The following is a 24,220-nucleotide window of genomic DNA, read 5'->3' on the forward strand; positions in this document are numbered from 1 at the left end:
GTGGTGCTGTCCTTCTGGTGCGGCGGCTGCGTCAGACCACCGATGAGCGGCGGATCTCGTCCTCCAGGGCGTTCACCGCCTGCCGGACGCGGATGTTCATCGCCGCCGTGTGCTCCCGCAGCGCCGCCTCCGACTCGGCGCGGTGCCGCCGGACTTCCTGTTCGATGGTCTCCTGGGTCATCTCCAGGTCGGCCAGGGCCCGGCGCTCGGCGAGCTTGACCTCCTCGTCGTGGACCCTGACCGCGCTGTTGCTGGCGCTGGTGAGCATCCGGTCGTACGCGGACTCGCCGCTGAGGTACTTCACCAGCACGGGCAGGACGTCGAGCAGGACGAACAGCAGGCGGACCAGCCAGATGCCCACGAACAGCACCGGGTTGCCGACCGCCAGCCGGTCGAGCGCCCTCATCCGCTCCAGGACGCCCACCTCCTTCTGCTTGGCGCGCTCCTGCGCCACGCGCCGCGTGATGCCGTCGGCCCGGGCCTTGAGGAAGGTCCCGCGGGACACCGTCTGCTGGGCCTCGATCGTGGAGATGCGGCTGTTCATGCGGGCGAGGCGCTTCTCGTTCGCCTCCGTGCGGTGCGTGGCGCGGTAGTCGTGGGCCTTGGCCCGCAGGCGCACGCACTCGGACGACCGCTGGTACAGGCCGGTGGCGGCCATGCGGATCAGCCGGCGGCACTCGTCCCGCACGTCGGAGTCGATGGTCTCCAGCTTGTCGCTGTCCCGGTCCACCCGCTTCTGCAGGGCGGCGGCGTCCGAGCGCAGGGCGGTGAGTTCCGCGGCCCGCTCGCCGGGTGTCGCGCCGAAGGAGAGGACGTACGAGCCCGCGCAGCCCTCCGGGGTGACGGTCCGCGTCGTGGACGGTACGGGGTTGCAGCGGACCAGGTTCGCGCGCAACCGGTCGATGGTGTCCGTGCGTTCGTCGGCGACGCGTTCTTCGATGGCCGTCTGGAAGATGCGCAGTACCAGCGGTTCGGCGATCACCGCGCCGAGCATGAGGGCGATCAGCAGGCGCATGAGGAGCGGGCCGACCCGTCGCCGCGCGTTCGGCTGCGGGGTGACCAGCCAGCGGTCGAGGTTGAGGACGAACAGCATCCAGATGAGCGTCGGGACGAGCGCGAACAGGGAGATCCTGCCGATCGCCTCCGTGGCGAAGTTCCACATGGAGAACGCGGCGATGACGGACGTACCGAGCACCACTCCGCCGAGGGCCGTGTACTTGCTCCGCTCGTACCTGACCCTGGCCAGCAGTTCCTCGTCGACGCCCGTCAGGGTGCGCAGGAGTCGTGCGGCGTCGAGACCGGCGTGGCGGGAGGAGCGGCGGCCACGGTGATCATTGCTGCGGTGGCGGTGGGTGTCGCCCGTCGGCCACGCCGGCCGGTCGGCGGTGGCCCGGGGGCCGGGTCCGCCTTCCGTGGTCCATACGCCGGGTCCGCCTTCCGGGGCCCGGGGCGCGGGGCCGTTCCGCGTGGCGTGCGGAGCGGTCCGGGCGTGCGGGGCGTGCGGAGTGTGCGCGGCGTGCTCGGTGGTGTCGTCGGCCGGGTCGTGGCCGGCCGGGGTGCCGGGGGCCGGTATGAGGTCCGTCAGGATGTCAGTCAAGGAGATCGTCCTCGTCCTTGACGAAGCCGCTCTGCGGGTCGCGCGTACCGTCGCCGCCCATGCCGCCGCGACCGGGGCGGGCCGGTCCCGGCTCGACCATGCGGGCGGGGTCGGCGGCGGGGCCGACACCGGGCGCGGGCCGGCCGCCCGTCTCGCGCAGCACCTGTTCCAGGACCTGCTGGTAGTCGACGTACTCGCTGCCGCCCATCTGCCGCAGCAGCGTCAGCACCATGTCGCGGCGCATCTGCGCCTCCGCCGCCTCCCGTGCCTGCGCGTGGGCCCGGTCGGAGGTCTCGGCGGCGCGCCGGTTGGCCGACTCCTCCGAGGTGATCCGATGGATGCGGGCCGCGACCTCGGTGACGTCGATCTCCCGGCGGGCGATGCCGAAGGCGTCCACGTGGTCGGACCCCTGGGCGAGCAGTTCCGCTATCCGGAGGGCGTCCTGCGTCTCGAAGTCGCGCTGGCCCCGTTGGAGTTCCCAGGCACGCCGCTCGTCGCGCAGTTTCTGCTCCCAGTCGCGCAGGTCGTCCGAGGCGTGCACCTCGGCGCTGACGAACTCCACGCTCATGCCCGCGATCCGCGGCGGCACGATCGCGCTGTAGGCGGTCATGCGGTGGCTGACCTCGGTCCGTACCGCGTTGACCTCCTCCACGCGGTGCCCGGCGCTCACCCTGGGCAGGTCGCCGTCGCCCATCAGGTAGGCGCGCAGCGGCACGGTGACGTCGAGGACGCCCTGCCGGGCGATGACGGCCGGGTCGCTCACCTGGCAGGTGAAGGAGGCCCGGACCGTGAAGTTGTCCGCCTCGCTCACTGACGGGAGCGTGCGCTCCACCTCGACCAAACGGGCCCGGGTGTCGACCAGGCTCACCGAGGAGGCGTCGAGCACGTCGGGGTGGGAGGGGTCGAACACCATGCCCTCGGGGAACGGGCGGTAGTTCCCGCCGACCCGGAAGACGTAGACCGCGCCGGACGGCAGCTGCGGTACGTCGTCGCGGCGGCGGCGCCGAGTCCACCAGGTGCCCTGGACCGTGGCCAGGATGTGCTCGGCGATGACCGGGTAGTTCACGTTCTTCGGCCTCCTCGGGAGGAAGTGAGGGTGGGTATGAGGGGCGCGGTGTCGCGCCGGGGGTCGGGTGACGTGGGGCGCCGGGGGTCCGCCGGCGGGCGGCCGCGCAGGGAACCGATGAGCACCTGGGCGAGTCGCCGGGCGCCGGGGATCGCGTAGTCGGGGTGGTTCAGGGCGCTGGACAGGTGGCGGGAGACCGCGGTCCACCGGCGCCCGGTCATGGCGCTCCGCATGGCCTCGCCGAGTTCGCGTACGGCGCCGGTGACGGACGGGTCGTCGCGCAGCTGCACCAGCGTCCGGCACAGCGCGCTCACCGCCCGGCCCCGGTAGCCGCTGTGCAGGGTGTCCGCCCAGAGGAAGCCGAGGTGCCGGGCGCTGCCGGGGACGGTGCGCAGGAGCGCCGCGGTGAAGGGTTCGGAGGTCTCCAGCCGGGTCGCTTCCAGGAGCTGGACGGCGGTGCGCAGCGCGATCGTGCGTTCCCTGGAGCCCGGTGGTGCCTTGGCGATGCGGGTGCGTACGTAGCGAAGGATGAACAGCGCGCGCTCCGGGTCCTGTTCGGCGCTCTGCGCCAGCAGCACCAGCGAGCGGTGGGCCGAGAACGCGATCCGCTCCCCGCGCTGCGTCAGGAACCACAGCCAGTTGAGCGCCTCCAGGCGGTAGAGGGAGCCGAGGCGGCCGGTCAGCGCCATGGCAGCGGTCACGGCCCGGCCCTGTCCGCTGTTGTCGGTCCAGCCCAGGGCGATGTTCAGGGCCTGCGGCGCGAGGTGCTCGTCGTCGCACATGAACTGCAGCGCCAGCGCGGCGGTCACCCGCTGGCTGGTGAGCCCGTCGGACCACACCTTCAGCATGTTCTCGTCGACCTCGACGAGCGCGTGCCGGGCCAGCAGCGCGACGCCGCGGGCCACCTCCGTACGGGTGTCCAGGTCGCCCAGCAGGGCGAGTTCGCCCAGCCACTGGCGCAGCGGGTACCACAGCTCGTAGCCGTACAGGTCGTGCAGCTCGGCGATGACGAACTCGCGGACCCGGGGCTCGGTGAAGACCAGGCACCGTTCGCTGCGCCCCGAGTCGCGACCGGGACCGGGCCGGTGGCCGGCCGTCACCAGTCCGGCCGCCCGCTCCTTCCAGCGGGCCCGGGACTGCTGGGCCACCGAGCCGGGCGGTGCCGGCCTGGTCTCGCCGTCCCCTTCCGTGACCGGGGTCCCGCCGCTCAGCTCCCAGCCGCGCACATGGACGACGAGTGCGGCGCACTCCTTCTCGAACGTCCGCTCCGGGATGCCCTCCAGGAAGGCCAGCGCCGCGAGCGGGATCAGGTCCTCGGCGGACGGCTGCTTGCGGAACAGCTCCCGGACCAGTTCCCGGCACCGGTCCCGCAGGGTGTCGAGCGCCTTCTCCGGGCCCTCCCGGGACAGCGCCACGGCCGCGGCGACGACGTCCGCCGGCCGCCGCTGCTCACCGACCCGCTCCCGAAGTTCCCGCTCGGTGTCCGGGGGGAGCGGGGCGTGCGGCAGCTGCTCCTCGCACCGCTCGAACAGTTCCAGGGGGTCCGGGGCCCGCCAGGTCACGCAGTGGTCCCGCAGCGCGAGCCGCCGCCGGGTGGCACCGCCCGCGGTGATCACCAGGTACGACCCCTTGCGGCGCAGCTCCTCGCCGAGCCGCCCGATCTCGTACGCCTGTACGGCCTCGCCGTGCAGCTCACCGACGTAGTCGAGGATGACGTACCCCTGGCCGGGCTTGAGGTCGCGCGACGCGGCCAGCTCGCCGAGGGCGTCGGCGGGGGACAGGCTGCGCAGCCTCGCCTCCTCTCCCAGGACCTCTCTGATCAGGGCGAGGGCGCCCGCACCCCGGCCGCAGTTGTCCTCGCCGGTCAGCACCACGAGGGCGTTGTCGCGCAGCTTGCCGAGCGCCTCCTCGAAGCAGGGCGGGGGGACGTAGAACCGCAGGGCGCGGTCCGTCTCCGCGGGCTCGATGGTGCCGGGGGCGAGACCGGGTGAGGCGGGGGTGCCGAAGCCGAACGCCGCCCCGGAGGCGTCGACGACGCCGTAGAAGTTGTTGTGGACGAGCTGGTGGACACGGCGCAGGTCGTCGTAGCCCCGGTCGTCCTCCTGGCGTTCGTCCGACTCCTGACGCCCTTCCCGCGCCGCGTCCGGGGCGTCGCCCGGGGCGTCCGGGGTGGGGACGTCCTGCTCCCCCGCCCCGGGTCCGGTGCCCTCGTCGGACGGCACGGGCGGGGTGATCTCCGCGTCGAGCGGGGGTTCGGGCGGCAGGGCCGACCCGTCGGCCGGGTTCGGTCGGTCAGCCACCGGTGCTCCCGAAGCCGAAGACGGCGCCCCGGGCGTCCACGGGTCCGGCGACGTTGGTGACGTTGATGCGCTCGGCCCGGTACTCGTTGCTGATCCCGGTCACCGCGGTCCCGGTGCCGGGGGAGCCCGCCGCGGTCCCGGTCGCTTCGGCTCCGGTCACTCCGGCTCCGGTCGCTCCGGCTCCGCCCGCGGCGGCCGGCCCCGACCGGACCGCCGCGGGCTCCCCCGGCACCGGGGCCGCGACCCCCTCCCTCTCCGCGGTCCCGGGCGCTTGTGCGGCGGCGGCCGGCGTGCCGGGCTCGGGCACCCACAGCCAGGCCGTGGCCTCGTACTCCTTCACCTGGACGGTGACACGGGTGAAGTCGGCCGGGGTCAGGGTCGTGTGGTGGCCGGCCACCGTGAAGCGGAAGGCGTCGTCGGACAGCAGCAGCGCCAGGTCGGCCGCGGGGTGCGCGGCCAGGGCGTCGTACAGCGGGCGGGAGTTGAGCAGGCGGGCCGTGGCCACCACGGCCGTGCCCGCGAAGCCGTTGTCGGCCAGCTCCACCAGGCCCTGGTGGATGACGGCCCGCAGCCGCATCCGGGCCTCGGGAACCCGCCGGGCGTTGTACTCCCTCAGCTCGGCGACGACATGGCGGACGTAGTCGTCGACCAGCCGCGGTTCCTTGCCGTCGAGGGGCCGCACGGCCAGTTGCTCGTCGCCCTTGCACTGGATGTGCCACTGAGCGCGGTCCAGGCCGGCGCCCCTGGCGGCGCGGTCGAGAATCCGCGGCAGATCGTGCTGGATCTCGGACTGTCGGCGGTCGTTGTTGCTCCCGTAGGACTGTGCGTCCACGGCTATGCAGGTGCAGGGATGGAAATCAGGCCACGCAGCCACCCGGTCATGTCCTCTCTGGGCCGGCGACGGGCAGACACTGCCCGTGAAGTGCTGCCCGAGAGGCTAGGAGAGAGCGCGCGAAGTGATCCCGTATCAGTACGGGTTGTCGGCCACGACTTTGGCGAATTCGAGCAGCTTCGGAACGTCACAGACGGTTATGTTTCGGTAACTGCGTTCCACCAGTCCCAGTGCTGTCAGTGCGGCCAGGCTCTTTTCGGCCGTGTTCAGCTTCAGGCCGGCCAGGGAGGCGATTTCCCGCTGGGTCAGCGTCACGCCGAGGTCGCAGCGCTTGCCGTCGCTGTCCGGCGCGGGCTGGGCATAGGCCTGGCACAGCTCGGCCAGCACCCGGGCCAGCCGGGTCAGCGAGTCGTAGGCCTGGAAGTCGATACGGCGCCTGTTGGCCCAGCGCAGCCGGGCGCACAGCATGTGCAGGACGGCCCGCATGGCGTCCGGGTGGCGGGAGAGGAAGGTCTCCAGCGCCTGCACCTGGATGATCCGCGCGCCCACGTCACCGCACGCGACGACCGTGCCGGAGCGGGGGCGCTCCTCGAAGGCCGCCATCTCACCGACCAGGTCGCCCGCCACGCGCACGGCGAGCAGCATGTCGTAGCCGCTCTCCGCGCTGGCGACGACCTTCACGACACCGCTGGTGATCAGCAGGACGTGCCGGCTTTCGTCGCCCTGCTGGAGCAGCGCGCGGTGCGGCGGATAGGTCATCGGGGTGCCCTGGCGCAGGATCTCCTCCCGCGTCGTGTTCCGCAACCGGCCGAGAAAGGTGGTCGGCGGCCACGCGTGATGCATCAGCACCCCCGATGATCTCGCTCCGCGGCGCGGTTCGCCGTTTCATGCCCGACCATGCTGACGCCCTGTGGAGAGCGGGCAAACGGACGGACGGGAATGTGGCCTGTTCTCTTGCTTCTCAGCCGGAATTGACCGAACTGCTATTCGCCAATGGACCGCGTGAGCTAGTGACGATCTTGCAGAGCACGCGTGGAGCATTTGTCTAGTCCTTTCGCTTCCTTTCGAGTCCCTCCGGGTTCTTTCGAGTTCTTTCGAGTCCTTCGGTCACGGCGCCGCCGATCTCGCCGGCCGGTTCCTGGAACCGTCCGTCCCGGTGGGGCACTCTCTTTCCTCGTGGGGAGCGTTCCGAATCAGGGTGGGCACAGTGCCGGGCCGGCACACATGGTGGTGTGCGGGGACGACGGGCTCGCGCAGCGGCTGGCGGCCGAGTTGCGCGGGGTGTACGGCGAGCAGGTGACCCTCGTCGTGCCCGCGGACGGGCGTACGGCCCGGCCGCCGGTCGTCGGGCGCGCCCGCGCCGCCTCCGCCGCGCTGCTCGACCGCATGGTCAACGCCGCGGTCGGACGGGCCAACGGCGCCGGTGCCGGCGGTGGTGTCCAGGGCGGCAGCGGTGTCCCCGCCGGTGGGGACGGCGTGCGGGGCGAACGCGTGCTGGAGGTCTCCGACCTCACCGAGGCCGTGCTCGCCGAGGCCGGGGTGGAACGTGCCACCGCGCTGGCCCTCGTGTACGACGACGACGAGACCAACATCCGTGCCGCCCTCACGGCACGCCGCCTCAACCCCCGGCTGCGCCTCGTTCTGCGCCTGTACAACCGCCGGTTGGGCCAGCACATCGAGGAACTCCTCGACCAGGCGGCCGCCTTGGCCGCCGGGGACGGGGGCGGGGGCGGGGACGCAAACGTGGACGGCGGCCGGGCGTACGGCTCGGAGGGCGACGCCTCCACGACCGTGCTGTCCGACGCCGACACCGCCGCGCCCGCGCTCGCCGCGACCGCCCTCGCCGGTACCAGCAAGGTCGTGCAGACGGACGGGCTGCTGCTGCGGGCGGTGGAACGGCCGCCGCCCGTCGCCGGGCAGGTCGCCGACCCGGGGCTGTGCACGCTGGCGCTGCTCTCGGCGACCAGCAGCGATCCCGCCGGGGCCGACGGCTCCGAGGGCAGCGGGGAGCACGGGCCGCGGCTGCTGCCGGACGAGGACGAGGTGCGCCGCGCGACGGGGCGGGCGGCGGTGGTGCTGGAGCAGGTGTCGTCCTCCACCGGGGCGTCGGCGGCGGGGAGCGGACGCGGGGTGGGCGGCGTACCGCCGTTCGCCTCCCTGTTCTCCCGGCGGCTGCGGTGGTCGCTGGCCGGGATGGCGGGGTGTGTGATCGCGCTCGCCGTGGCGCTGTGGATCGTCACCGGCATCCACCCCCTCAGCGCCTTCTATCTGACGCTGCTCGACCTGTTCGCCATCGACGACCCGGCCATCGGGGCCTCGCTGGGCCGGCAGATCCTGCAACTGCTGTCCGGGCTGGTGGGGTTGCTGCTGCTGCCGGTGCTGCTGGCGGCCGTCCTCGAGGCGCTGGGCACCTTCCGGACCGCCTCCGCGCTGCGCAAGCCACCGCGCGGCCTCGGCGGGCACGTGGTGCTGCTCGGGCTGGGGAAGATCGGCACCCGGGTGCTGACCCGGCTGCGGGAACTGCACATCCCGGTGGTGTGCGTGGAGGCCGACCCGGAGGCCCGGGGGCTGGCGACCGCGCGGCGGCTGCGGGTGCCGGTGGTGCTGGGTGACGTCACCCAGGAAGGGGTGCTGGAGGCCGCCAAGATCCATCGGGCGCAGGCCCTGCTGGCGGTGACCAGCGGGGACACCACCAACCTGGAGGCCGTGCTGTACGCGCGGTCGGTGCGGCCCGACCTGCGGGTGGTGCTGCGGCTGTACGACGACGACTTCGCCACCGCGGTGTACCGGACCCTGCGCGCCGCCCACCCCGGGGCCCAGACCCGCAGCCGCAGCGTGTCGCACCTGGCCGCGCCCGCCTTCGCGGGAGCCATGCTGGGGCGGCAGATCCTCGGGGCGATCCCCGTGGAGCGGCGGGTGCTGCTGTTCGCCGCGGTGGACGTGGGCGGGCACCCGCAGCTGGAGGGGCGGACGCTGGAGGGCGCGTTCCGGGCCGGCGCCTGGCGGGTGCTGGCCCTGGAGGGGCGGCGGGACGTCGACGGGGCGTACGTGCTGCGCGGGACGGACCGGGTGGTGCTGGCCGCCACCCGGCGGGGCCTGGCCGAGCTGCTGGGCCGCCGCCCGGCCGGAACCGCGGGGTGAGGACAACCCCAGGACACCTCAGGCCCCCCAGGACACCCCAAGGCAACCCCAGGACAATCCCAGGACCTCCTCGCCCCGTCGGTCGCCCCTCACCCGTCGGCCGCCTCTCACCCGTCGGCCGGCCCGCGCGCCGGCCGTCGTGTCAGGCGTCCGTGCGCGGGAGGTGGCGCTCCGCGAACTCCATCTCCAGTCTCACCTGCTTGATCCGCTCGTCGACCACCAGCGACCCGTGCCCGGCGTCGTAGCGGTAGACCTCGTGCACCGCGCCCCGGTCCGCCAGCCGCCCGACGTAGTTGTCGATCTGGCGGATGGGACAGCGCGGGTCGTTCACGCCCGCGGAGATGTACACCGGCGCCGTGACCTTGTCGACGTACGTCAGCGGGGACGACGCCTCGAAGCGCTCGGGGACCTCCTCGGGCGTGCCGCCCAGCAGGGTGCGGTCCATGGCCTTCAGAGCTTCCATCTCGTCGTGGTACGCGGTGACGTAGTCGGCGACGGGTACGACCGCGATGCCCACCGTCCAGGCGTCGGGCTGGGTGCCGACGCCGAGCAGGGTGAGGTAGCCGCCCCAGGAGCCGCCGGTGAGGACCAGGCGCCCGGGGTCGGCCAGGCCCGAGGAGACCGCCCAGTCGCGGACCGCGGCGACGTCCTCCAGCTCGATCAGGCCCACCCGGTGCTTGAGGGCGTCCGTCCAGGCGCGGCCGTATCCGGTGGAGCCGCGGTAGTTGACGCGGACGACCGCGTAGCCGTGGTCGATCCATGCGGCCGGGCCGGCGGCGAAGGAGTCGCTGTCGTGCCAGGTCGGGCCGCCGTGCAGGTCGAACACGGTGGGCAGCGGGCCGGTGGCGCCGGCCGGCTTCTGGACCAGGGCGTGGATGCGGCCGCCGGGGCCGTCGACCCACACGTCCTCCACGGGCACCGACGGCGGGCAGGTCATGCCGGGCGGGTCCAGGACCACACCGCCGTCGGTGGAGCGGACCACCGGCGGCTCGGCGGCGGAGGACCACAGGTACTCCACGCTGCCGTCCGGGCGGGCGGTCGCCCCGGACACCGTGCCGGGCGGGGTGGGCACACGGGTCAGCTCGCGGGTCGCCAGGTCGTAGCGGAACAGTTCGCTGCGCGCCTCGAAGCTGTGGGAGACGAGCAGCCCGGAGCCGTCCGGGTACCACTCGGCGCCGACGTCGCCCGGCAGGTCCAGCGCCAGGTCGCTCTGCTCGCCGGTGGCCACGTCCCACACCAGGGGTTCCCAGCGGCCGCGGCGCTGGTGGCCGATGAGCAGCCGGGTGTCGCCGTCGACCGGGGCGAAGCCCAGCACCTCCAGGCCCAGCTCCTCGGTGCCGCCCTGGGTGTCGTCCAGCTCGGCGACCGTGGTGCCGTCCGGGCGCAGCACGCGCAGCGCGGCGTGCATCGCGTCGCCGTGCTCGGTGTGCTCCAGGGCGATCAGGGTGCCGTCGTGGGAGAGGTCGCCGACGCCCGCGGACTCGCGGTGCCGGTAGATCACGACGGGCTCCTCGCCCTCGCGGCTGAGGTGGACGGTGGTGCCCTCCTCGTCCGTCGAGCGGCCGACGACCGCCGTGCGGCCGTCGCGGGCCAGGGCCAGGCCCGCCGGGTAGGACGGCTCCAGGCCGGGCGCGGCCGGCTCGTCCGGGCCGCCCTCGAAGGGCTGGCGGCGCCAGATGCCGAACTCGTCGCCGTCCGTGTCGTCGAACCACCAGATCCAGGCGCCGTCCGGGGACAGCAGGCCGTCCGTCGTGCCGTTCGGCCGGTCGGTCACCTGGCGCTGCTTCCCGGTCGCCCGGTCCCAGGCGTACAGCTCGTACGTCCCGGTGGCGTTCGACACGAACAGGGAGTGGTCCGGCGCGTCCTGCGCCCAGTCGGGCAGTGACACCCGCGGCGCCCGGAAGCGCTTCTCCCAGTCCGGCATCTCCGGCGTGTTCCCCGTGTCCGGCATCCCCGGCCCCTCGCTCTCGCTCATGGCCCCCATACTGCCTGGCCCGGCCGGTGTCCCGCCGACCGGAACCCCCAGCCTGTGGATAACTTTCCCTTCGTGGGCGCGCCCGCCGCACCCCCGGACCGGGACACGGCCGGCGGACCCGTACCGTTGAGGCGTGTACCGGTTTCTGCTGACACCCCGCTGGTGGGGCATCAACGTCTTCGTGCTGCTCGCCATCCCGTTCTGCGTGTTCATGGGGTCCTGGCAGCTGAGCCGGTTCGAGGCGCGGGTGGAGACCCACCGCAGCGCGACCGAGCAGGCCGCCTCCGCCCGCCGCGAGGCGGCGCGGCCGCTGGCCGGGCTGCTGCCGGTCGACCAGCGCACCTCGGGCCTCCCCGCCACCGCGACCGGCCGGTACGACAAGCAGTTCCTCGTGCCCGACCGGGAGCTGGACGGCCGGCGCGGCTTCTACGTGCTGACGCTGCTGCGCACCGGTTCCGGCCGGGCCCTGCCGGTGGTGCGGGGCTGGCTGCCCGGCACCGCCGACGCGGCGAAGGCGCCCGCGCCGCCCACCGGTGAGGTGACCGTCACCGGTGCCCTCCAGGCCTCCGAGACGCCCGGCGACGCCGGCGTCAGCAACCGGGGCGGGCTGCCGCCGGGGCAGACCGCGGCGATCAGCTCGGCGGCGCTGGTGAACCTGGTGCCGTACCGCCTGTACGACGCCTGGATCACGCTGGACAGGGCCGACCCGGGGATGACGGCCGTGCCCGCTACCGCGCCCGGCGGCACCGGTCTTGACCTGAAGGCGTTCCAGAACCTCGGCTACACCGGTGAGTGGTTCGTCTTCGCGGGCTTCGTGGTGTTCATGTGGTTCCGGCTGCTGCGCCGCGAGGTGGAGTTCCTCCGCGACGCGGCGCTCGGTCTGCTGCCGGAGGAAGCTCAGGGGCCCGAGGGGCCGCAGGGCGGCCCCGGGGACCGCGAGAGCGTCGCCGGTTCCACGGCCGGGTGACCGCCCCGGCCGCCGCGCCCGGGCCGAGCCCGGTGAGACGGTCTACGCCCCCGCCAGCACCCCGGTGTAGTACACCGTCCCCGCGCACGCGCCCGGCACGGTCGCGGAGACCGTCGGTGAGCCCGGCTGCGGCGTGTGGGAGACGACGACACTGCCGTCGGCCGTGCCGTCCTCGGTGAGCAGCTGGGTGGTGGCCTCGGAGGAGGTGCCGCTGTCGGTACTGCCCGTGACGCCCGCGCCCTCGGTCGGGGTCGGCGTGGGCGTGGTGCCTCCGGTGTCCGTACCGCCGTCGCCGGTACCGGTGGTGGGGCAGGTCTCGGACGGCACGAAGGCGAACTTCTCCTCGTACGCCGCGCCGGGCTGGAGCACCAGGGCGGTGCTCTCCTGGGACGGGTCGGGCAGGCCCGCCGCCGCGTCCCCCGCCACATGGCGGGCGGCGGCGACCTTGGCCGGGTCCGCGGCGCCCTGCGCCAGGACGCCCACCGTGCCGGCGCCGCCGACGGTGCAGCTGGTGCCGGAGATGTTGGCGACGCGGAAGACGCCGTAGACGACGCCCGTGGAGTCGGGGGCGCCGGCGGTACCGGAGGTGGAGCCCAGCTGATCAGCCGTGCACAGCGGGGTGCCGGTGGAGAGGGTGGCGGAGGGGTCGGCGGAGTCGCCGGTGCCGGTGCCGCCGGTGCCGCTCCTGCCGGGCCGGTCCTCCTTCTTGCCGCCCTTGCTCTGCCCGGCGGTCGGGGTGTCGTCCTTGTCCACGGTGCCGGAGCCGCGGTCGGGGCTCTTGCCCCGGCCGGCGCCGCCCTGCGCCTGCGCGGCCTGGCCGGCCATGGAGGTGTTGGGGTCGAGTCCGCCGGAGCCGGAGACGTGCACCAGGGCCGGGACGGCGGTGCCGATGAACAGGGCCGCGGCCGCCATGCCGACGGCGGCCTGCCGCTTGCGCGCCCGCCGGGCGGGCACCGCGCGCCGCAGCCGGTCGAGGGTGCCGTCGCGCGGTTCGATCTCCTCGACCGCCGAACGGAGCATCCGGCGCAGAGCCAGCTCGTCCGATTCGAGCCCCTCGGGGCCCTTTTCGTCGGGGCCGTCGTTCACAGTTGCGTTCCCAGCGTGCGATGGCGTGTTGGTGTGCTCGTCCGGCGGTGTCGGCTCGTGCCAGGCGTAGGGCTCGTGGCGTTCATGGGAACCGCCTCCCTCGACGCGGTCGTTCATGCGGTCGCCCCCATGGAGACGCGCAGCGCCGCGATGCCGCGCGAACCGTAGGCCTTGACCGATCCCAGTGATATGCCGAGCGTCTCGGCGACCTGGGCCTCGGTCATGTCGGCGAAGTAGCGCAGCACCAGGACCTCGCGCTGGCGGCGCTGGAGGCCCTTCATGGCCTTGATCAGGGAGTCGCGCTCCAGCTGGTCGTAGGCGCCCTCCTCCGCGCTGGCCATGTCGGGCATCGGCTTGGAGAGCAGCTTCAGGCCGAGGATGCGGCGGCGCAGCGCCGAGCGCGAGAGGTTGACGACCGTCTGGCGCAGGTAGGCCAGGGTCTTCTCGGGGTCCCGGACCCGTTTGCGGGCCGAGTGGACGCGGATGAAGGCCTCCTGGACGACGTCCTCGCAGGAGGCGGTGTCGTCGAGGAGGAGCGCGGCGAGCCCGAGCAGCGAGCGGTAGTGCGCCCGGTAGGTCTCGGTGAGGTGGTCGACGGTCGTGCCGGCCGCCGCACCGGCCACCGGGGCCGCCGGGGCGGCGCCGGCCGCGGGCTCGCCGGAGCCGTCACGCTGGCTGGGGATGCGGGTGGGCCGCGCTGCGGGCATCGGCGCGATCACCGGCAGGCCGCCGGGCGCCCCGGGCCTACGCGGTCGGAGCGCCGCGGGAGGCCGAAGGGCCGTACCGCGCGCCGCCGATGGGTATCCCCCCGCCCGAGCGGAGCCGAGAGCCGGGGAGATTTCGAGAACGTCTGCCACGCCAGTTGGACACGTTTCCCCCCTCCAGGGTTGTACGCGCCGGGCGTCACTTTTGCACCGGACGGCCCGGCCGGCGACGACGTGGCGTCCGGCAGCACCTCCGACGGAGCCTCACATGCCGTCATGCGTCCCGCTCTTCCCCTGTGTCCCATATGAACGGGCGCCCCCACGCCCTGGTCCCCGGTGTTCCCACACCGGCGGCCGCGCGTCCTTTCGCCCCCGGAAGGCGACCGCAAAGACGCTCCCCGCCCTGCGCGCGGTTGCGGAGGGCGGGGAGGAAAATCTTCGAACGCCGAAGGGGCCCGGTTCAAGTGGTCCGGACCATGCTCCCGGACACATTCTTACGGAGATCCTACGAAGGCAGCCGCTTTCCTCCACTGCTTTTCCCGCGGCCCCCCGGCCTCACGACAGCTCGGCGGCCACCAGCTCGGCGATCTGGACGGTGTTGAGCGCCGCGCCCTTGCGCAGGTTGTCCCCGCACACGAACAGCTCCAGCGCGGTCGGGTCGTCCAGAGCCCGCCGCACCCGGCCGACCCAGGTGGGGTCGGTGCCGACGACGTCGGCAGGGGTCGGGAACTCACCGGCGGCCGGGTTGTCGAACAGCACGACCCCGGGCGCCTGGGCGAGGATCTCGCGGGCGCCGTCGACGGTGACCTCGCCCTGGAAGCGGGCGTGGACGGTCAGGGAGTGCGTGGTGACCACCGGGACCTGCACACAGGTCACGGCGACCGGCAGCCCCGGCAGTCCGAGGATCTTGCGGGACTCGTGCCGCACCGTCATCTCCTGCGAGGACCAGCCGTCCTCGCGCAGTGACCCGGCCCACGGCACCACGTTCAGCGCCACCGGCTCCGGGAACGGCCCCGTGTCGTCCCCCACGGCCCGCCGGACGTCGCCGGGGCAGGTGCCCAGCTCGGTGCCGGCGACCAGGGACAGCTGGGCCCGCAGCGCCTGCACGCCGGCCCGCCCGGCCCCGCTGACCGCCTGGTACGACGACGCCACCAGCTCGCGCAGCCCGAACTCGGCGTGCAGCGCGCCCAGGGCGACGATCATCGACAGGGTCGTGCAGCTGGGGCTGGCGACGATGCCGCGCGGGCGGTTGCGCACCGCGTGCGGATTGACCTCGGGCACCACCAGGGGCACGTCCGGGTCCGGCCGGAAGGCGCCGGAGTTGTCGACGACCACCGCGCCCCGGGCGGCGGCGACGGGCGCCCACCGGGCGGCGACCTCGTCGGGGACGTCGAACACGGCGACGTCGACGCCGTCGAGGGCCTCCTCGGACAGCGCCAGCACCTCGGCCTCGACGCCGCGCACGGCCAGCTTGCGGCCGGCCGAGCGCGGGGAGGCGATCAGGCGGATCTCGCCCCAGACGTCCTTGCGCTGGGACAGGATCTGGAGCATGACCGCACCGACGGTCCCGGTCGCTCCCACGACCGCGAGCGTCGGGCGTACGGTCGGTGAGGCCGGTGCGGTCGCGGCCATCAGCGGCCGGTGCCTCCGTAGACGACGGCCTCGTCGCTGTCGGAGTCGAGTCCGAAGGCGCTGTGCACGGCGCGGACGGCCTCCGCGACGTCGTCGGCGCGGGTGACGACCGAGATGCGGATCTCGGAGGTCGAGATCAGCTCGATGTTCACGCCCGCGTCGGACAGCGCCTCGAAGAAGGACGCGGTCACGCCCGGGTTGGTCTTCATGCCGGCGCCGACGAGGGAGATCTTGCCGATCTGGTCGTCGTAGCGCAGCGAGTCGAAGCCGATGCCGGAGCGGTTGCGCTCCAGCGCGTCGATGGCCCGGCGGCCCTCGGTCTTCGGGAGGGTGAAGGAGATGTCCGTCAGGCCCGTGGAGGCGGCGGACACGTTCTGCACGACCATGTCGATGTTGATCTCGGCATCGGCGATGGTCCGGAAGATGGCGGCGGCCTCACCCGGCTTGTCCGGCACGCCGACGACCGTGACCTTGGCCTCGGAGGTGTCGTGCGCGACACCGGAGATGATGGCCTGCTCCACCTGCTTGTCCCCTTGCTCGATCGGCTCGCTGCTGACCCACGTGCCCTGGAGCCCGCTGAAGGACGAGCGGACGTGGATCGGGATGTTGTAGCGGCGGGCGTACTCCACGCAGCGGTGGAGCAGCACCTTGGACCCGGACGCGGCCAGTTCGAGCATGTCCTCGAACGAGATCCAGTCGATCTTCCGGGCCTTCTTCACCACGCGCGGGTCGGCGGTGAACACCCCGTCGACGTCGGTGTAGATCTCGCAGACCTCGGCGTCGAGGGCGGCGGCCAGGGCCACGGCGGTGGTGTCGGAGCCACCGCGACCCAGGGTCGTGATGTCCTTCTTGTCCTGGCTGACGCCCTGGAACCCGGCGACGATGGCGATGTTGCCCTCGTCCAGCGCCGTCCGGATCCGACCGGGCGTGACGTCGATGATCCGGGCCTTGTTGTGGACCGAGTCGGTGATGACACCCGCCTGGCTGCCCGTGAAGGACTGCGCCTCGTGGCCCAGGTTCTTGATCGCCATCGCCAGCAGGGCCATGGAGATCCGCTCCCCGGCGGTCAGCAGCATGTCGAACTCCCGGCCGGCAGGCATGGGAGAGACCTGCTCGGCGAGATCGATCAGCTCGTCCGTCGTGTCGCCCATCGCGGAGACCACGACAACCACCTGGTTGCCGTTCTTCTTGGCTTCCACGATCCGCTTGGCGACGCGCTTGATGCCCTCGGCATCGGCTACGGAGGAGCCTCCGTACTTCTGCACGACAAGGCCCACGTGCGCTCCTCGCTCAGTCCGTCGTCTGGTGCGCCCAGTCTATCGAGCGTCCGGTTCTCCCCTTCGGGGTACCGCATCGTGAGATGTCCCGCTCAGGGCCCGGGGCGCATCCCCAGCGGTCCGCCGATCTCCTCGGCCATCACCCGGCCCGCTTCCCGCTCCAGCGCCTCGTCGCCGAGGTCCTGGTCGGTGTCCAGGCCGTCCAGCGCCTCCAGCGGCTGGTTCAGCCGGACGTGGGCCACCAGGGACTGCAGCGCGCGCAGGGCGGCGGAGGCGGTGCCTCCCCAGTTGGAGAAGTAGGAGAACTGCCACCACCACATCGCCTCCGTGGTGCGGCCGGCCCGGTAGTGGGCCATGCCGTGCCGCAGGTCGGCGACGACGTCGGCGAGGTCGTCGGAGATCCGGGCCGGTACGGGCGCCTTGCGGGGCTCGTAGGGGTCGAAGACCTCGGAGTACACGTCGATCGGGTCCAGCAGCCGGGCGAGGTTCTCGCGCAGTCCGTCGATGTCCGGCTCGGGGCCCAGGTCCGGCTCGTAGCGCTCGTCCGGGACGATGTCCTCGTGGGCGCCCAGCCGGCCGCCGGCCAGCAGCAGCTGGGAGACCTCCAGCAGCAGGAAGGGCACGGCCGAGTCGGGTTCGTCGCCCTTCGCCACCTCGGCGACGGCCACCAGGAAGCTCTCCACCTGGTCCGCGATCTGGACCGCGAAGTCGCCCGGGTCGCGGGTCGGGTCGTACAGCGTGGCGTCAGACATCTAGGAGTCGTCTCCCCTCGAAGGCGCGGCCGAGGGTGACCTCGTCCGCGTATTCCAGGTCGCCACCCACCGGGAGGCCGCTGGCCAGGCGGGTGACCTTCAGGCCCATGGGTTTGATCATCCGGGCGAGGTACGTCGCCGTCGCCTCGCCCTCGAGGTTGGGGTCCGTGGCCAGGATCAGCTCGGTGACCGTGCCGTCGGCCAGCCGGGCCAGGAGTTCCCGGATGCGCAGGTCGTCCGGGCCCACTCCCTCGATCGGGCTGATCGCGCCGCCCAGGACGTGGTAGAAACCCCGGAACTCGCGGGTGCGCTCGATCGCCACGACGTCCTTCGGCTCCTCGACCACGCAGATGACCGCGCGGTCGCGCCGGGTGTCACGGCAGATGTTGCACAGCTCCTCCTGCGCGACGTTGCCGCAGGTCGCGCAGAAGCGGACCTTCGCCTTCACCTCCAGGAGCGCGTGCGCGAGCCGCTTCACGTCGGTGGGCTCGGCCTGCAGGATGTGGAAGGCGATCCGCTGCGCACTCTTGGGACCGACGCCGGGCAGCCGCCCCAGCTCGTCGATGAGGTCCTGGACCACGCCTTCGTACAACGGACTGCCTTTCCTGGAGTCTTTCGGTACGTACGGTAGTTGGCTGCCGCCCGTCCTAGGAAGGCGGTGCGGGGTTCGCGCGGGCGGCGAACTTCAGAACGCCAGGTCGCGGGCCGGGGTCAGAACGGCAGCCCCGGGATGCCGCTGCCGCCGCCCAGGCCCTGGGCCAGCGGGCCGAGCTTCTGCTGCTGGAGGGTGCGGGCGTTGTCGTTGGCCGCCTGGACGGCCGCGACGACCAGGTCCGCGAGGGTGTCGGTGTCCTCGGGGTCCACCGCCTTCGGGTCGATCTTCAGCGCGCGCAGCTCGCCGGCGCCGGTCACGGTGGCCCGCACCAGGCCGCCGCCCGCCTGTCCGTCGACCTCCGTGTTCGCCAGTTCCTCCTGGGCCCTGGCCAGGTCTTCCTGCATCTTCTGGGCCTGCTGGAGCAACTGCTGCATGTTGGGCTGGCCACCACCGGGGATCACGATCAGCTCCTGGGTCGGTTCGACGTCGCGCGCGTGCCGTGTTCTCGCGTGCTGTGTTTCCGCGTACTGCTTACCGCGTTCCGCCTACCTCCTGCGGCCCGCCGCATGCCGCACCGCACTCGACGTTCCCTGTGTCACGTTTCACGCACTGCTGCTGTGCACGAGCCTACGTGGTCCCCCCAGCCATCGCTCCGCCACTCTTTCGAGTGAGAACGCCGGGAGCCCTATACCTGATCAAGACCCCCTTCTGGGCGGAAAGGCCGGGAAAGCCACGGCTCCGCCACCCGTTGGGCGGTAGGAAGGGTCCGGCGCATCAGCATCAGACGTCACGATGTCACGCACCGTGACGCCAGGTGAGCGGGTCGGGAACGGTTTCGGTCGGGACGAGTAGGGAGTGCCGGGTGGCTCAGCCGGAGATGCAGCCCGAGGGTCCGCCACAGGACGGGCGGGGCGAGGGCGCGGCCGGGCTGCGGCCGGGCGATCTGACCGGGCGGGCCTTCCCGCTCGGCAACTGGGGGGAGCCGGCCGAACGGCTCGACGAGCTGTACCGGTGGGTGGAGCGGGGGGCGCTGCAGACGGCGTGCTGGTACCTCGCGGACCGGGTGTGGAAGCGGCGGACGGCGCGGGCGCTGCGCACCGGGGCGGCCGCGGGGGCGGTGTGCGGGGCGGCGCTGCCGCTGCTGGACCTGACCGGGTTCGTCGGCGGGGTCGCGCCCTGGGGCTATCTGGCGCTGCTGCTGGCGGTGTCCTGCGTCGCGGTGGACCGGTTCTTCGGGGTGACCTCCGGCTGGATGCGGGACGTGGCCACCGCGCAGGCCGTGCAGCGGCGCCTTCAGGTGCTCCAGTTCGACTGGGCGTCGGAGAGCGTGCGGGAGATCCTGGGGCCGGCCGAGGGGACGGCGAGCGAGGCCGCCGAGCGCTGCCTGGGGGTGCTGCGGCGGTTCTCCGAGGACGTCACCGAGCTGGTGCGGGTGGAGACGACGGACTGGATGGTGGAGTTCCGCACCGGCCCGGCGCCGCTCGGCATCCAGACGGCGGTGGCGTCGGGCCCCCGGCCGGACACCTCGGGCCTGGGCGGCCGCTTCCCCCTGCCGCCGGGAGCGGGCGCCCGGCCGAACATGCCCCGCCAGCGGCCGCCCGAGCCGCGCTGAGCGCACCCGCGACGGGAGCTGCGCGCGGGCGGACCTGCCCGGGCCGCCACCCGCAGCAGCAGCCCGGCGCCTGACCGCCCGGTGCGCCTACCGCCCAATACGCCTCACCGCTTCGTGTAGGTCAGGCTCTCCCCGGTGTCGTTCTTCACCCGCTTCAGCCTGCCGTCGGGCAGCAGCGTCACCTCGGTGGCCGCACCGGGCGTGCACGCCGAACTCGGCTCACCGCTGCGGACGGTGGACGGGCCGATCTCCAGCGGGCCGCCCGCGCCGGGCCGCTCCGCCAGCTGTGCCTCGAAGACGCAGTGGTAGCTGCCGCCGCCGTCCACCGGGCCCTCGGCGACCATGGTCAGGACCGTGTCCCCCACCTCGCCCTGTACCAGGGTCAGTTCACGGGTGCTGTGGCCGCTCGCGCTGTCGATCGACGCCTCCCAGGTGCCCAGGTAACCGTCCGGGACCGCGCCGGCCGCGGGCGCCGAGGAGGTCGGCGCCGGGGTCGTCGGGCCGGGCGGCGCCGAGGTGACGGGCGTGCCGGTCACCGGGGCCGGGCTGACCGTGCCGCCCTGCCCCTGCTCACCGCCGCCGTTGAGCAGCGCGTACACCGAGCCGCCCGCGGCGAGCGCCACGATCAGGGCGATCACGACGAGCAGCGCGGTGGACCGCCGGTTCCCTCGTTCGGGCTGCGGCACCGCCCCGGGACCGTACGGCGGGGTGGCGCCGGGGCCGCCGTAGGGCGGCTGATAGGGCGGGTAGGGCTGCTGCCGCGGATCGGACCGGTACGGGCCCGGCGGCTGCGACTGGTAGGGGTTCGCCCGGGGGGCCTGCGGGTGCTGGGGGTAGCCGTACCCGGGAGGGGCCGCGGGCGCGACGGGGCCGGCCGGTGTGCCCGGCGGCCAGGGCGGGGGCGTGCGGGGGTCGGCCGTCGTCGGCAGGTGGTGCAGCGGTGCCGCGCCCGGCTGCCCCGCGGGTGCGGGCGGCGCCGGCACCTGATCCGCCCGGCCGGCGGGCGCGGGGAGCGCGGGCGGCAGCGCGCGCGGGCCGGCGTCCTCGGAGGCGGCGGCATGCTCGGGCGAGCCGCCGCCGGACGCCACCCCGGGCCGGCCGGGCACGGCGGGCACGGGCAGCTGGGACCCGGGCCGAGGAGCCGGGGCGGGCCTGGGCACGGGCACCCGGTCCCCGGCACCACCAGCCCCGGCGGCCCGCTCCCCGGACTCCCCCGCCCCGGCCGCCGCGCCCGCCTCGTCAGCCGCGGAGGAGGCGGCGCCCTCCTGCGGGTCCTCCGTCTCCAGCAGCCGCACCGCGTGCCGGCCCAGCTGGGCCACCAGCGCGCCCGGCAGCCAGGGGTCCCGGGAGCGGCCGTCGCACACGGTGTCCTGCGCTCCGGTGCGCTCCAGGATCTGTTCGAGGGAGGGACGCGCGCCCGGGTCCTTGCGCAGGCAGTCGCGGACGAGGTCGGCGACGCCCTCGGGCACCCCCGTGAGGTCGGGCTCCTCCTGGGCGATGCGGAACATCAGCGCGTGCACCCCGCTGTCGGCGGTGCCGAAGGGCAGCGCGCCGGTGGCGGCGTAGGCGAGGACCGAGCCGAGGCAGAAGACGTCGCAGGCCGGGGTGATCCGGTCGCCGCGCACCTGCTCGGGCGCCATGAAACCGGGCGAGCCGACCAGGGAGCCGGTGCGGGTGAGCCCGTCCCCGGCCGGGGCCTCGAGGGCGCGCGCGATACCGAAGTCGATGACGCGCGGGCCGTCGATGGTCACCAGCACGTTGGACGGCTTGAGGTCGCGGTGGACGATCCCGGCGGCGTGGATGTCGCGCAGGGCGTGCGCGAGCCCGGCGGCCAGGATGCGCACCGACCGCTCGGGCAGCGCCCCGTGGTCACGTCCGACGACCCGCTCCAGGCTGGGCCCGGCGACGTAACCGGTGGCCACCCAGGGCACGGGCGCCTCGGTGTCGGCGTCCAGCACCGGCGCCGTCCAGTCCCCGCCGACCTGCCGCGCGGCCCGCACCTCCAGCCGGAACCGCGCCCGGAACTCCTCGCGCGCGGCCAGTTCCCCGTGCACCAGCTTGACCGCGACCGTACGGCCCCGGTCCGACCGGGCCAGGTACACCTGTCCCATGCCGCCCGCGCCCAGCCGCGCCAGCAGCCGGTAGGCACCGATCCGCTGCGGGTCCGCAGGTCCCAGCTTCTCCATGGCCGCGTCGCCTTCCCCCCGTAGCCGTGGCACAGACCAAGAACGTCCCGAGAATAGTGCGGCGCCGGCGGGCGTGGTTCGACGCCCGGTCCCGGCCGCCCTACGGTTGCGTAACGGCACCCGGCCGGCCGTCTGACGTCGACACCCTGTCGCCCGAGAGCCCCGGTCACGGAACAGGACGCCGATACCGCGCGGGTCCCGCGGGCACCTACGCTCGCCCGCATGACCCCTCAGACCCCTCGGACCGGCGCCGCCGTCAAGGCCGCGGACCGCGCCCACGTCTTCCACTCCTGGTCAGCGCAGGAGCTGATCGACCCGCTCGCCGTCGCCGGCGCCGAGGGGTCGTACTTCTGGGACTACGACGGCAACCGGTACCTCGACTTCACCAGCGGGCTCGTCTTCACCAACATCGGCCACCAGCACCCCAAGGTCGTCGCCGCGATCCAGGAGCAGGCCGCGACCCTGTCCACCTTCGCGCCCGCCTTCGCCGTGGAGGCCCGCTCGGAAGCGGCCCGGCTGATCGCCGAGCGGACCCCCGGCGACCTCGACAAGATCTTCTTCACCAACGGCGGCGCCGACGCCGTCGAGCACGCCGTGCGGATGGCCCGGCTGCACACCGGCCGCCCCAAGGTGCTCTCGGCGTACCGCTCCTACCACGGCGGCACCCAGCAGGCTGTGAACATCACCGGTGACCCGCGCCGCTGGGCCTCCGACAGCGGCAGTGCCGGGGTGGTGCACTTCTGGGCGCCCTTCCTGTACCGCTCCCGCTTCTACGCCGAGACGGAGGAGCAGGAGTGCGCGCGGGCGCTGGAGCACCTGGAGACGACCATCGCCTTCGAAGGGCCCGGCACGATCGCCGCGATCGTCCTGGAGACCATTCCCGGCACGGCCGGGATCATGGTCCCGCCGCCCGGTTACCTGGCCGGGGTGCGCGAGCTGTGCGACAGGCACGGGATCGTCTTCGTCCTGGACGAGGTGATGGCCGGGTTCGGGCGCACCGGTGAGTGGTTCGCGGCCGACCTGTCCGGTGTGGTGCCCGACCTGATGACCTTCGCCAAGGGGGTGAACTCCGGGTACGTGCCGCTGGGCGGTGTCGCGATCTGCGGCGCCGTCGCGGAGACCTTCGCCAAGCGCCCCTACCCGGGCGGGCTGACGTACTCCGGGCACCCGCTGGCCTGCGCCGCCGCCGTCGCGACGATCGGCGTCATGGCCGAGGAGGACGTCGTCGGCAACGCCCGCCGGCTGGGCGCCGAGGTCGTGGGGCCCGCGCTGCGCGAGCTGGCCGAGCGGCACCCGAGCGTCGGCGAGGTGCGCGGGACCGGCATGTTCTGGGCGCTGGAGCTGGTCCGGGACCGCGAGACGCGCGAGCCGCTGGTGCCGTACAACGCGGCCGGCGAGGCCAACGCGCCCATGGCCGCCTTCGCCGCCGCGGCCAAGCGGCACGGCCTGTGGCCCTTCGTCAACATGAACCGCACCCACGTGGTGCCGCCCTGCAACGTGTCCGAGGCCGAGCTGAAGGAGGGCTTCGCCGCCCTGGACGCCGCCCTGGGAGTCGCGGACGAGTACACGGTCTGACCCGCGCCGCCGCGCGTAAGGTGGCGTGCTCGCACAGATAGGCGATTATGTGCGAGTACGTCACCCGCACGCGTGAGGAGAGCCGAGACCATGCCCGGCAACGGCGCCGTGACCCGCAGCACCCTGCGACAGCAGATCGCGGACGCGCTGCGGGACGAGGTGCTGGCCGGCCGGCTGCGGCCCGGCCGGGAGTTCACCGTCAAGGAGATCGCCGAGCAGTACGGCGTCTCGGCCACCCCGGTCCGCGAGGCGCTGGTCGACCTGTCCGCGCAGGGCATCCTGGAGGCCGACCAGCACCGCGGCTTCCGCGTCCCGGAGTACTCCCTCGACGACTTCCGCCGCATGGTCGAGGCCCGGACCCTGGTCACCGACGGCATGTTCCGGGCGCTGCTCGACGGCCACCCGGTCTTCCAGGGCCCCGAGGACCCGCGCACCGCGGCCGCCATCGCCACCGTCCGGCGCCGCGGCGAGGAGGCCCAGCGCGCCGCGGCCGCCGGCGACCTCGCCATCCTCATCGGCTACGACCTGCGCTTCTGGCGCGAACTGAGCGACCTGTACGGCAACCCCTACCTGGCCGGGTTCCTGCACCGGCTGCGCGTGCAGTCCTGGGTGTGCACCGTCCAGCACCTGCGCCGCCTGTCCGACCTGCGCGGACACCTGTGGTCCGGGCACACCGGACTGGTCGACGCGCTGGCCCGCCGGGACGCCGAGGAGGCCCGCGCGACCGTCGCCGCGTACCACACCTACTGCGTCGAGCTGATCGAGCGGCTGGCGGCGCGGTGAACGCCGGCCCCGGACGGTGACGTCTCAGGGCGCGGGGGCTGGGTATGGGTGGGGCACGGGGAAGCCGGGCGGGCTGCGCACCGGCTACCCTCCGACTGCTTCCCGGCTGCTCCACGGCTACTCTTCCTGACCACCGATCA

At 73.7% G+C, this 24,220-nt stretch carries 19 protein-coding genes; 5 read left to right on the forward strand and 14 right to left on the reverse strand.

Annotation, left to right across the window (positions count from 1 at the left end):
• Positions 1–31 precede the first annotated feature (31 nt).
• From ACZ6CZ_RS27000 to ACZ6CZ_RS27020, 5 genes are all read right to left on the reverse strand, one after another.
• Complete coding sequence (locus ACZ6CZ_RS27000) at positions 32–1,597, reverse strand: DUF4407 domain-containing protein (RefSeq protein WP_469026063.1); 1,566 nt, start codon at positions 1,595–1,597, stop codon at positions 32–34.
• Entirely contained in the window at positions 1,590–2,663 is a 1,074-nt protein-coding gene (locus ACZ6CZ_RS27005) for a hypothetical protein (protein WP_469026065.1), read from the reverse strand. Before ACZ6CZ_RS27005 ends, ACZ6CZ_RS27000 begins: the two co-directional genes overlap by 8 nt.
• Positions 2,660–4,963, reverse strand: a complete 2,304-nt coding sequence (locus ACZ6CZ_RS27010) for a hypothetical protein (RefSeq protein ID WP_469026068.1) — start codon at positions 4,961–4,963, stop codon at positions 2,660–2,662. Before ACZ6CZ_RS27010 ends, ACZ6CZ_RS27005 begins: the two co-directional genes overlap by 4 nt.
• Positions 4,956–5,795: a hypothetical protein gene (locus ACZ6CZ_RS27015; protein ID WP_469026070.1), complete on the reverse strand. Its 840-nt coding sequence runs from the start codon at positions 5,793–5,795 to the stop codon at positions 4,956–4,958. The genes ACZ6CZ_RS27010 and ACZ6CZ_RS27015 overlap by 8 nt, the downstream gene beginning before the upstream one ends.
• A gap of 135 nt (positions 5,796–5,930) precedes the next feature.
• Positions 5,931–6,599, reverse strand: a complete 669-nt coding sequence (locus ACZ6CZ_RS27020) for a Crp/Fnr family transcriptional regulator (RefSeq protein ID WP_469026073.1) — start codon at positions 6,597–6,599, stop codon at positions 5,931–5,933.
• Positions 6,600–7,019: 420 nt separating this feature from the next.
• On the opposite strand from ACZ6CZ_RS27020, the gene ACZ6CZ_RS27025 reads away from it, so the two are divergent.
• Positions 7,020–8,936, forward strand: coding sequence for an NAD-binding protein (locus tag ACZ6CZ_RS27025; RefSeq protein WP_469026075.1), 1,917 nt, complete (start codon positions 7,020–7,022; stop codon positions 8,934–8,936).
• 142 nt (positions 8,937–9,078) lie between these two features.
• Here ACZ6CZ_RS27025 and ACZ6CZ_RS27030 read toward each other — a convergent pair whose 3' ends face one another.
• A complete protein-coding gene (locus ACZ6CZ_RS27030; RefSeq protein ID WP_469026078.1) occupies positions 9,079–10,911 on the reverse strand; it encodes a S9 family peptidase in 1,833 nt (610 codons plus the stop codon).
• A gap of 133 nt (positions 10,912–11,044) precedes the next feature.
• Between ACZ6CZ_RS27030 and ACZ6CZ_RS27035 the strand changes: the two genes are divergently transcribed.
• Positions 11,045–11,878 (forward strand): SURF1 family protein, encoded by an 834-nt coding sequence (locus ACZ6CZ_RS27035; RefSeq protein WP_469026080.1) that lies wholly within the window; start codon positions 11,045–11,047, stop codon positions 11,876–11,878.
• A 42-nt stretch (positions 11,879–11,920) separates the two neighbouring features.
• Here ACZ6CZ_RS27035 and ACZ6CZ_RS27040 read toward each other — a convergent pair whose 3' ends face one another.
• The 7 genes from ACZ6CZ_RS27040 to ACZ6CZ_RS27070 all read right to left on the reverse strand — a co-directional run bounded on the left by ACZ6CZ_RS27040 (position 11,921) and on the right by ACZ6CZ_RS27070 (position 18,385).
• Positions 11,921–12,964 (reverse strand): hypothetical protein, encoded by a 1,044-nt coding sequence (locus tag ACZ6CZ_RS27040; protein ID WP_469026303.1) that lies wholly within the window; start codon positions 12,962–12,964, stop codon positions 11,921–11,923.
• A gap of 113 nt (positions 12,965–13,077) precedes the next feature.
• Complete coding sequence (locus ACZ6CZ_RS27045) at positions 13,078–13,821, reverse strand: SigE family RNA polymerase sigma factor (RefSeq protein ID WP_469026083.1); 744 nt, start codon at positions 13,819–13,821, stop codon at positions 13,078–13,080.
• 402 nt (positions 13,822–14,223) lie between these two features.
• Positions 14,224–15,300 (reverse strand): aspartate-semialdehyde dehydrogenase, encoded by a 1,077-nt coding sequence (locus ACZ6CZ_RS27050; protein ID WP_469026085.1) that lies wholly within the window; start codon positions 15,298–15,300, stop codon positions 14,224–14,226.
• A complete protein-coding gene (locus tag ACZ6CZ_RS27055; protein ID WP_469026088.1) occupies positions 15,300–16,577 on the reverse strand; it encodes an aspartate kinase in 1,278 nt (425 codons plus the stop codon). The genes ACZ6CZ_RS27050 and ACZ6CZ_RS27055 overlap by 1 nt, the downstream gene beginning before the upstream one ends.
• A 92-nt stretch (positions 16,578–16,669) precedes the next feature.
• Entirely contained in the window at positions 16,670–17,329 is a 660-nt protein-coding gene (locus ACZ6CZ_RS27060; protein ID WP_469026090.1) for a DUF5063 domain-containing protein, read from the reverse strand.
• Complete coding sequence (gene recR / locus ACZ6CZ_RS27065; RefSeq protein WP_469026092.1) at positions 17,322–17,921, reverse strand: recombination mediator RecR; 600 nt, start codon at positions 17,919–17,921, stop codon at positions 17,322–17,324. Before recR ends, ACZ6CZ_RS27060 begins: the two co-directional genes overlap by 8 nt.
• A 119-nt stretch (positions 17,922–18,040) precedes the next feature.
• Entirely contained in the window at positions 18,041–18,385 is a 345-nt protein-coding gene (locus ACZ6CZ_RS27070; RefSeq protein ID WP_469026095.1) for a YbaB/EbfC family nucleoid-associated protein, read from the reverse strand.
• A gap of 401 nt (positions 18,386–18,786) precedes the next feature.
• Between ACZ6CZ_RS27070 and ACZ6CZ_RS27075 the strand changes: the two genes are divergently transcribed.
• The gene (locus tag ACZ6CZ_RS27075; RefSeq protein WP_469026097.1) at positions 18,787–19,536 is read left to right on the forward strand and encodes an SLATT domain-containing protein; all 750 of its coding nucleotides are present in this window, start codon (positions 18,787–18,789) and stop codon (positions 19,534–19,536) included.
• Positions 19,537–19,640: 104 nt separating this feature from the next.
• Here ACZ6CZ_RS27075 and ACZ6CZ_RS27080 read toward each other — a convergent pair whose 3' ends face one another.
• The gene (locus ACZ6CZ_RS27080; protein ID WP_469026099.1) at positions 19,641–21,722 is read right to left on the reverse strand and encodes a serine/threonine-protein kinase; all 2,082 of its coding nucleotides are present in this window, start codon (positions 21,720–21,722) and stop codon (positions 19,641–19,643) included.
• A gap of 222 nt (positions 21,723–21,944) precedes the next feature.
• Between ACZ6CZ_RS27080 and ACZ6CZ_RS27085 the strand changes: the two genes are divergently transcribed.
• Positions 21,945–23,297: an aminotransferase class III-fold pyridoxal phosphate-dependent enzyme gene (locus ACZ6CZ_RS27085; RefSeq protein ID WP_469026102.1), complete on the forward strand. Its 1,353-nt coding sequence runs from the start codon at positions 21,945–21,947 to the stop codon at positions 23,295–23,297.
• Positions 23,298–23,387: 90 nt separating this feature from the next.
• Entirely contained in the window at positions 23,388–24,080 is a 693-nt protein-coding gene (locus ACZ6CZ_RS27090) for a GntR family transcriptional regulator (protein WP_469026104.1), read from the forward strand.
• Positions 24,081–24,220 lie beyond the last annotated feature (140 nt).

Source organism: Streptomyces sp. NPDC041135 (genome assembly GCF_055592085.1).

What these genes read in the sequence shown, in the direction of transcription:
- ACZ6CZ_RS27025 (WP_469026075.1), top strand. Translation starts at nt 7,020, where the DNA reads ATGGTGGTGTGCGGGGACGACGGGCTCGCGCAGCGGCTGGCGGCCGAG.
- ACZ6CZ_RS27030 (WP_469026078.1), bottom strand. Translation starts at nt 10,911, where the DNA reads ATGAGCGAGAGCGAGGGGCCGGGGATGCCGGACACGGGGAACACGCCG.
- ACZ6CZ_RS27050 (WP_469026085.1), bottom strand. Translation starts at nt 15,300, where the DNA reads ATGGCCGCGACCGCACCGGCCTCACCGACCGTACGCCCGACGCTCGCG.
- ACZ6CZ_RS27060 (WP_469026090.1), bottom strand. Translation starts at nt 17,329, where the DNA reads ATGTCTGACGCCACGCTGTACGACCCGACCCGCGACCCGGGCGACTTC.
- ACZ6CZ_RS27080 (WP_469026099.1), bottom strand. Translation starts at nt 21,722, where the DNA reads ATGGAGAAGCTGGGACCTGCGGACCCGCAGCGGATCGGTGCCTACCGG.
- ACZ6CZ_RS27085 (WP_469026102.1), top strand. Translation starts at nt 21,945, where the DNA reads ATGACCCCTCAGACCCCTCGGACCGGCGCCGCCGTCAAGGCCGCGGAC.
- ACZ6CZ_RS27090 (WP_469026104.1), top strand. Translation starts at nt 23,388, where the DNA reads ATGCCCGGCAACGGCGCCGTGACCCGCAGCACCCTGCGACAGCAGATC.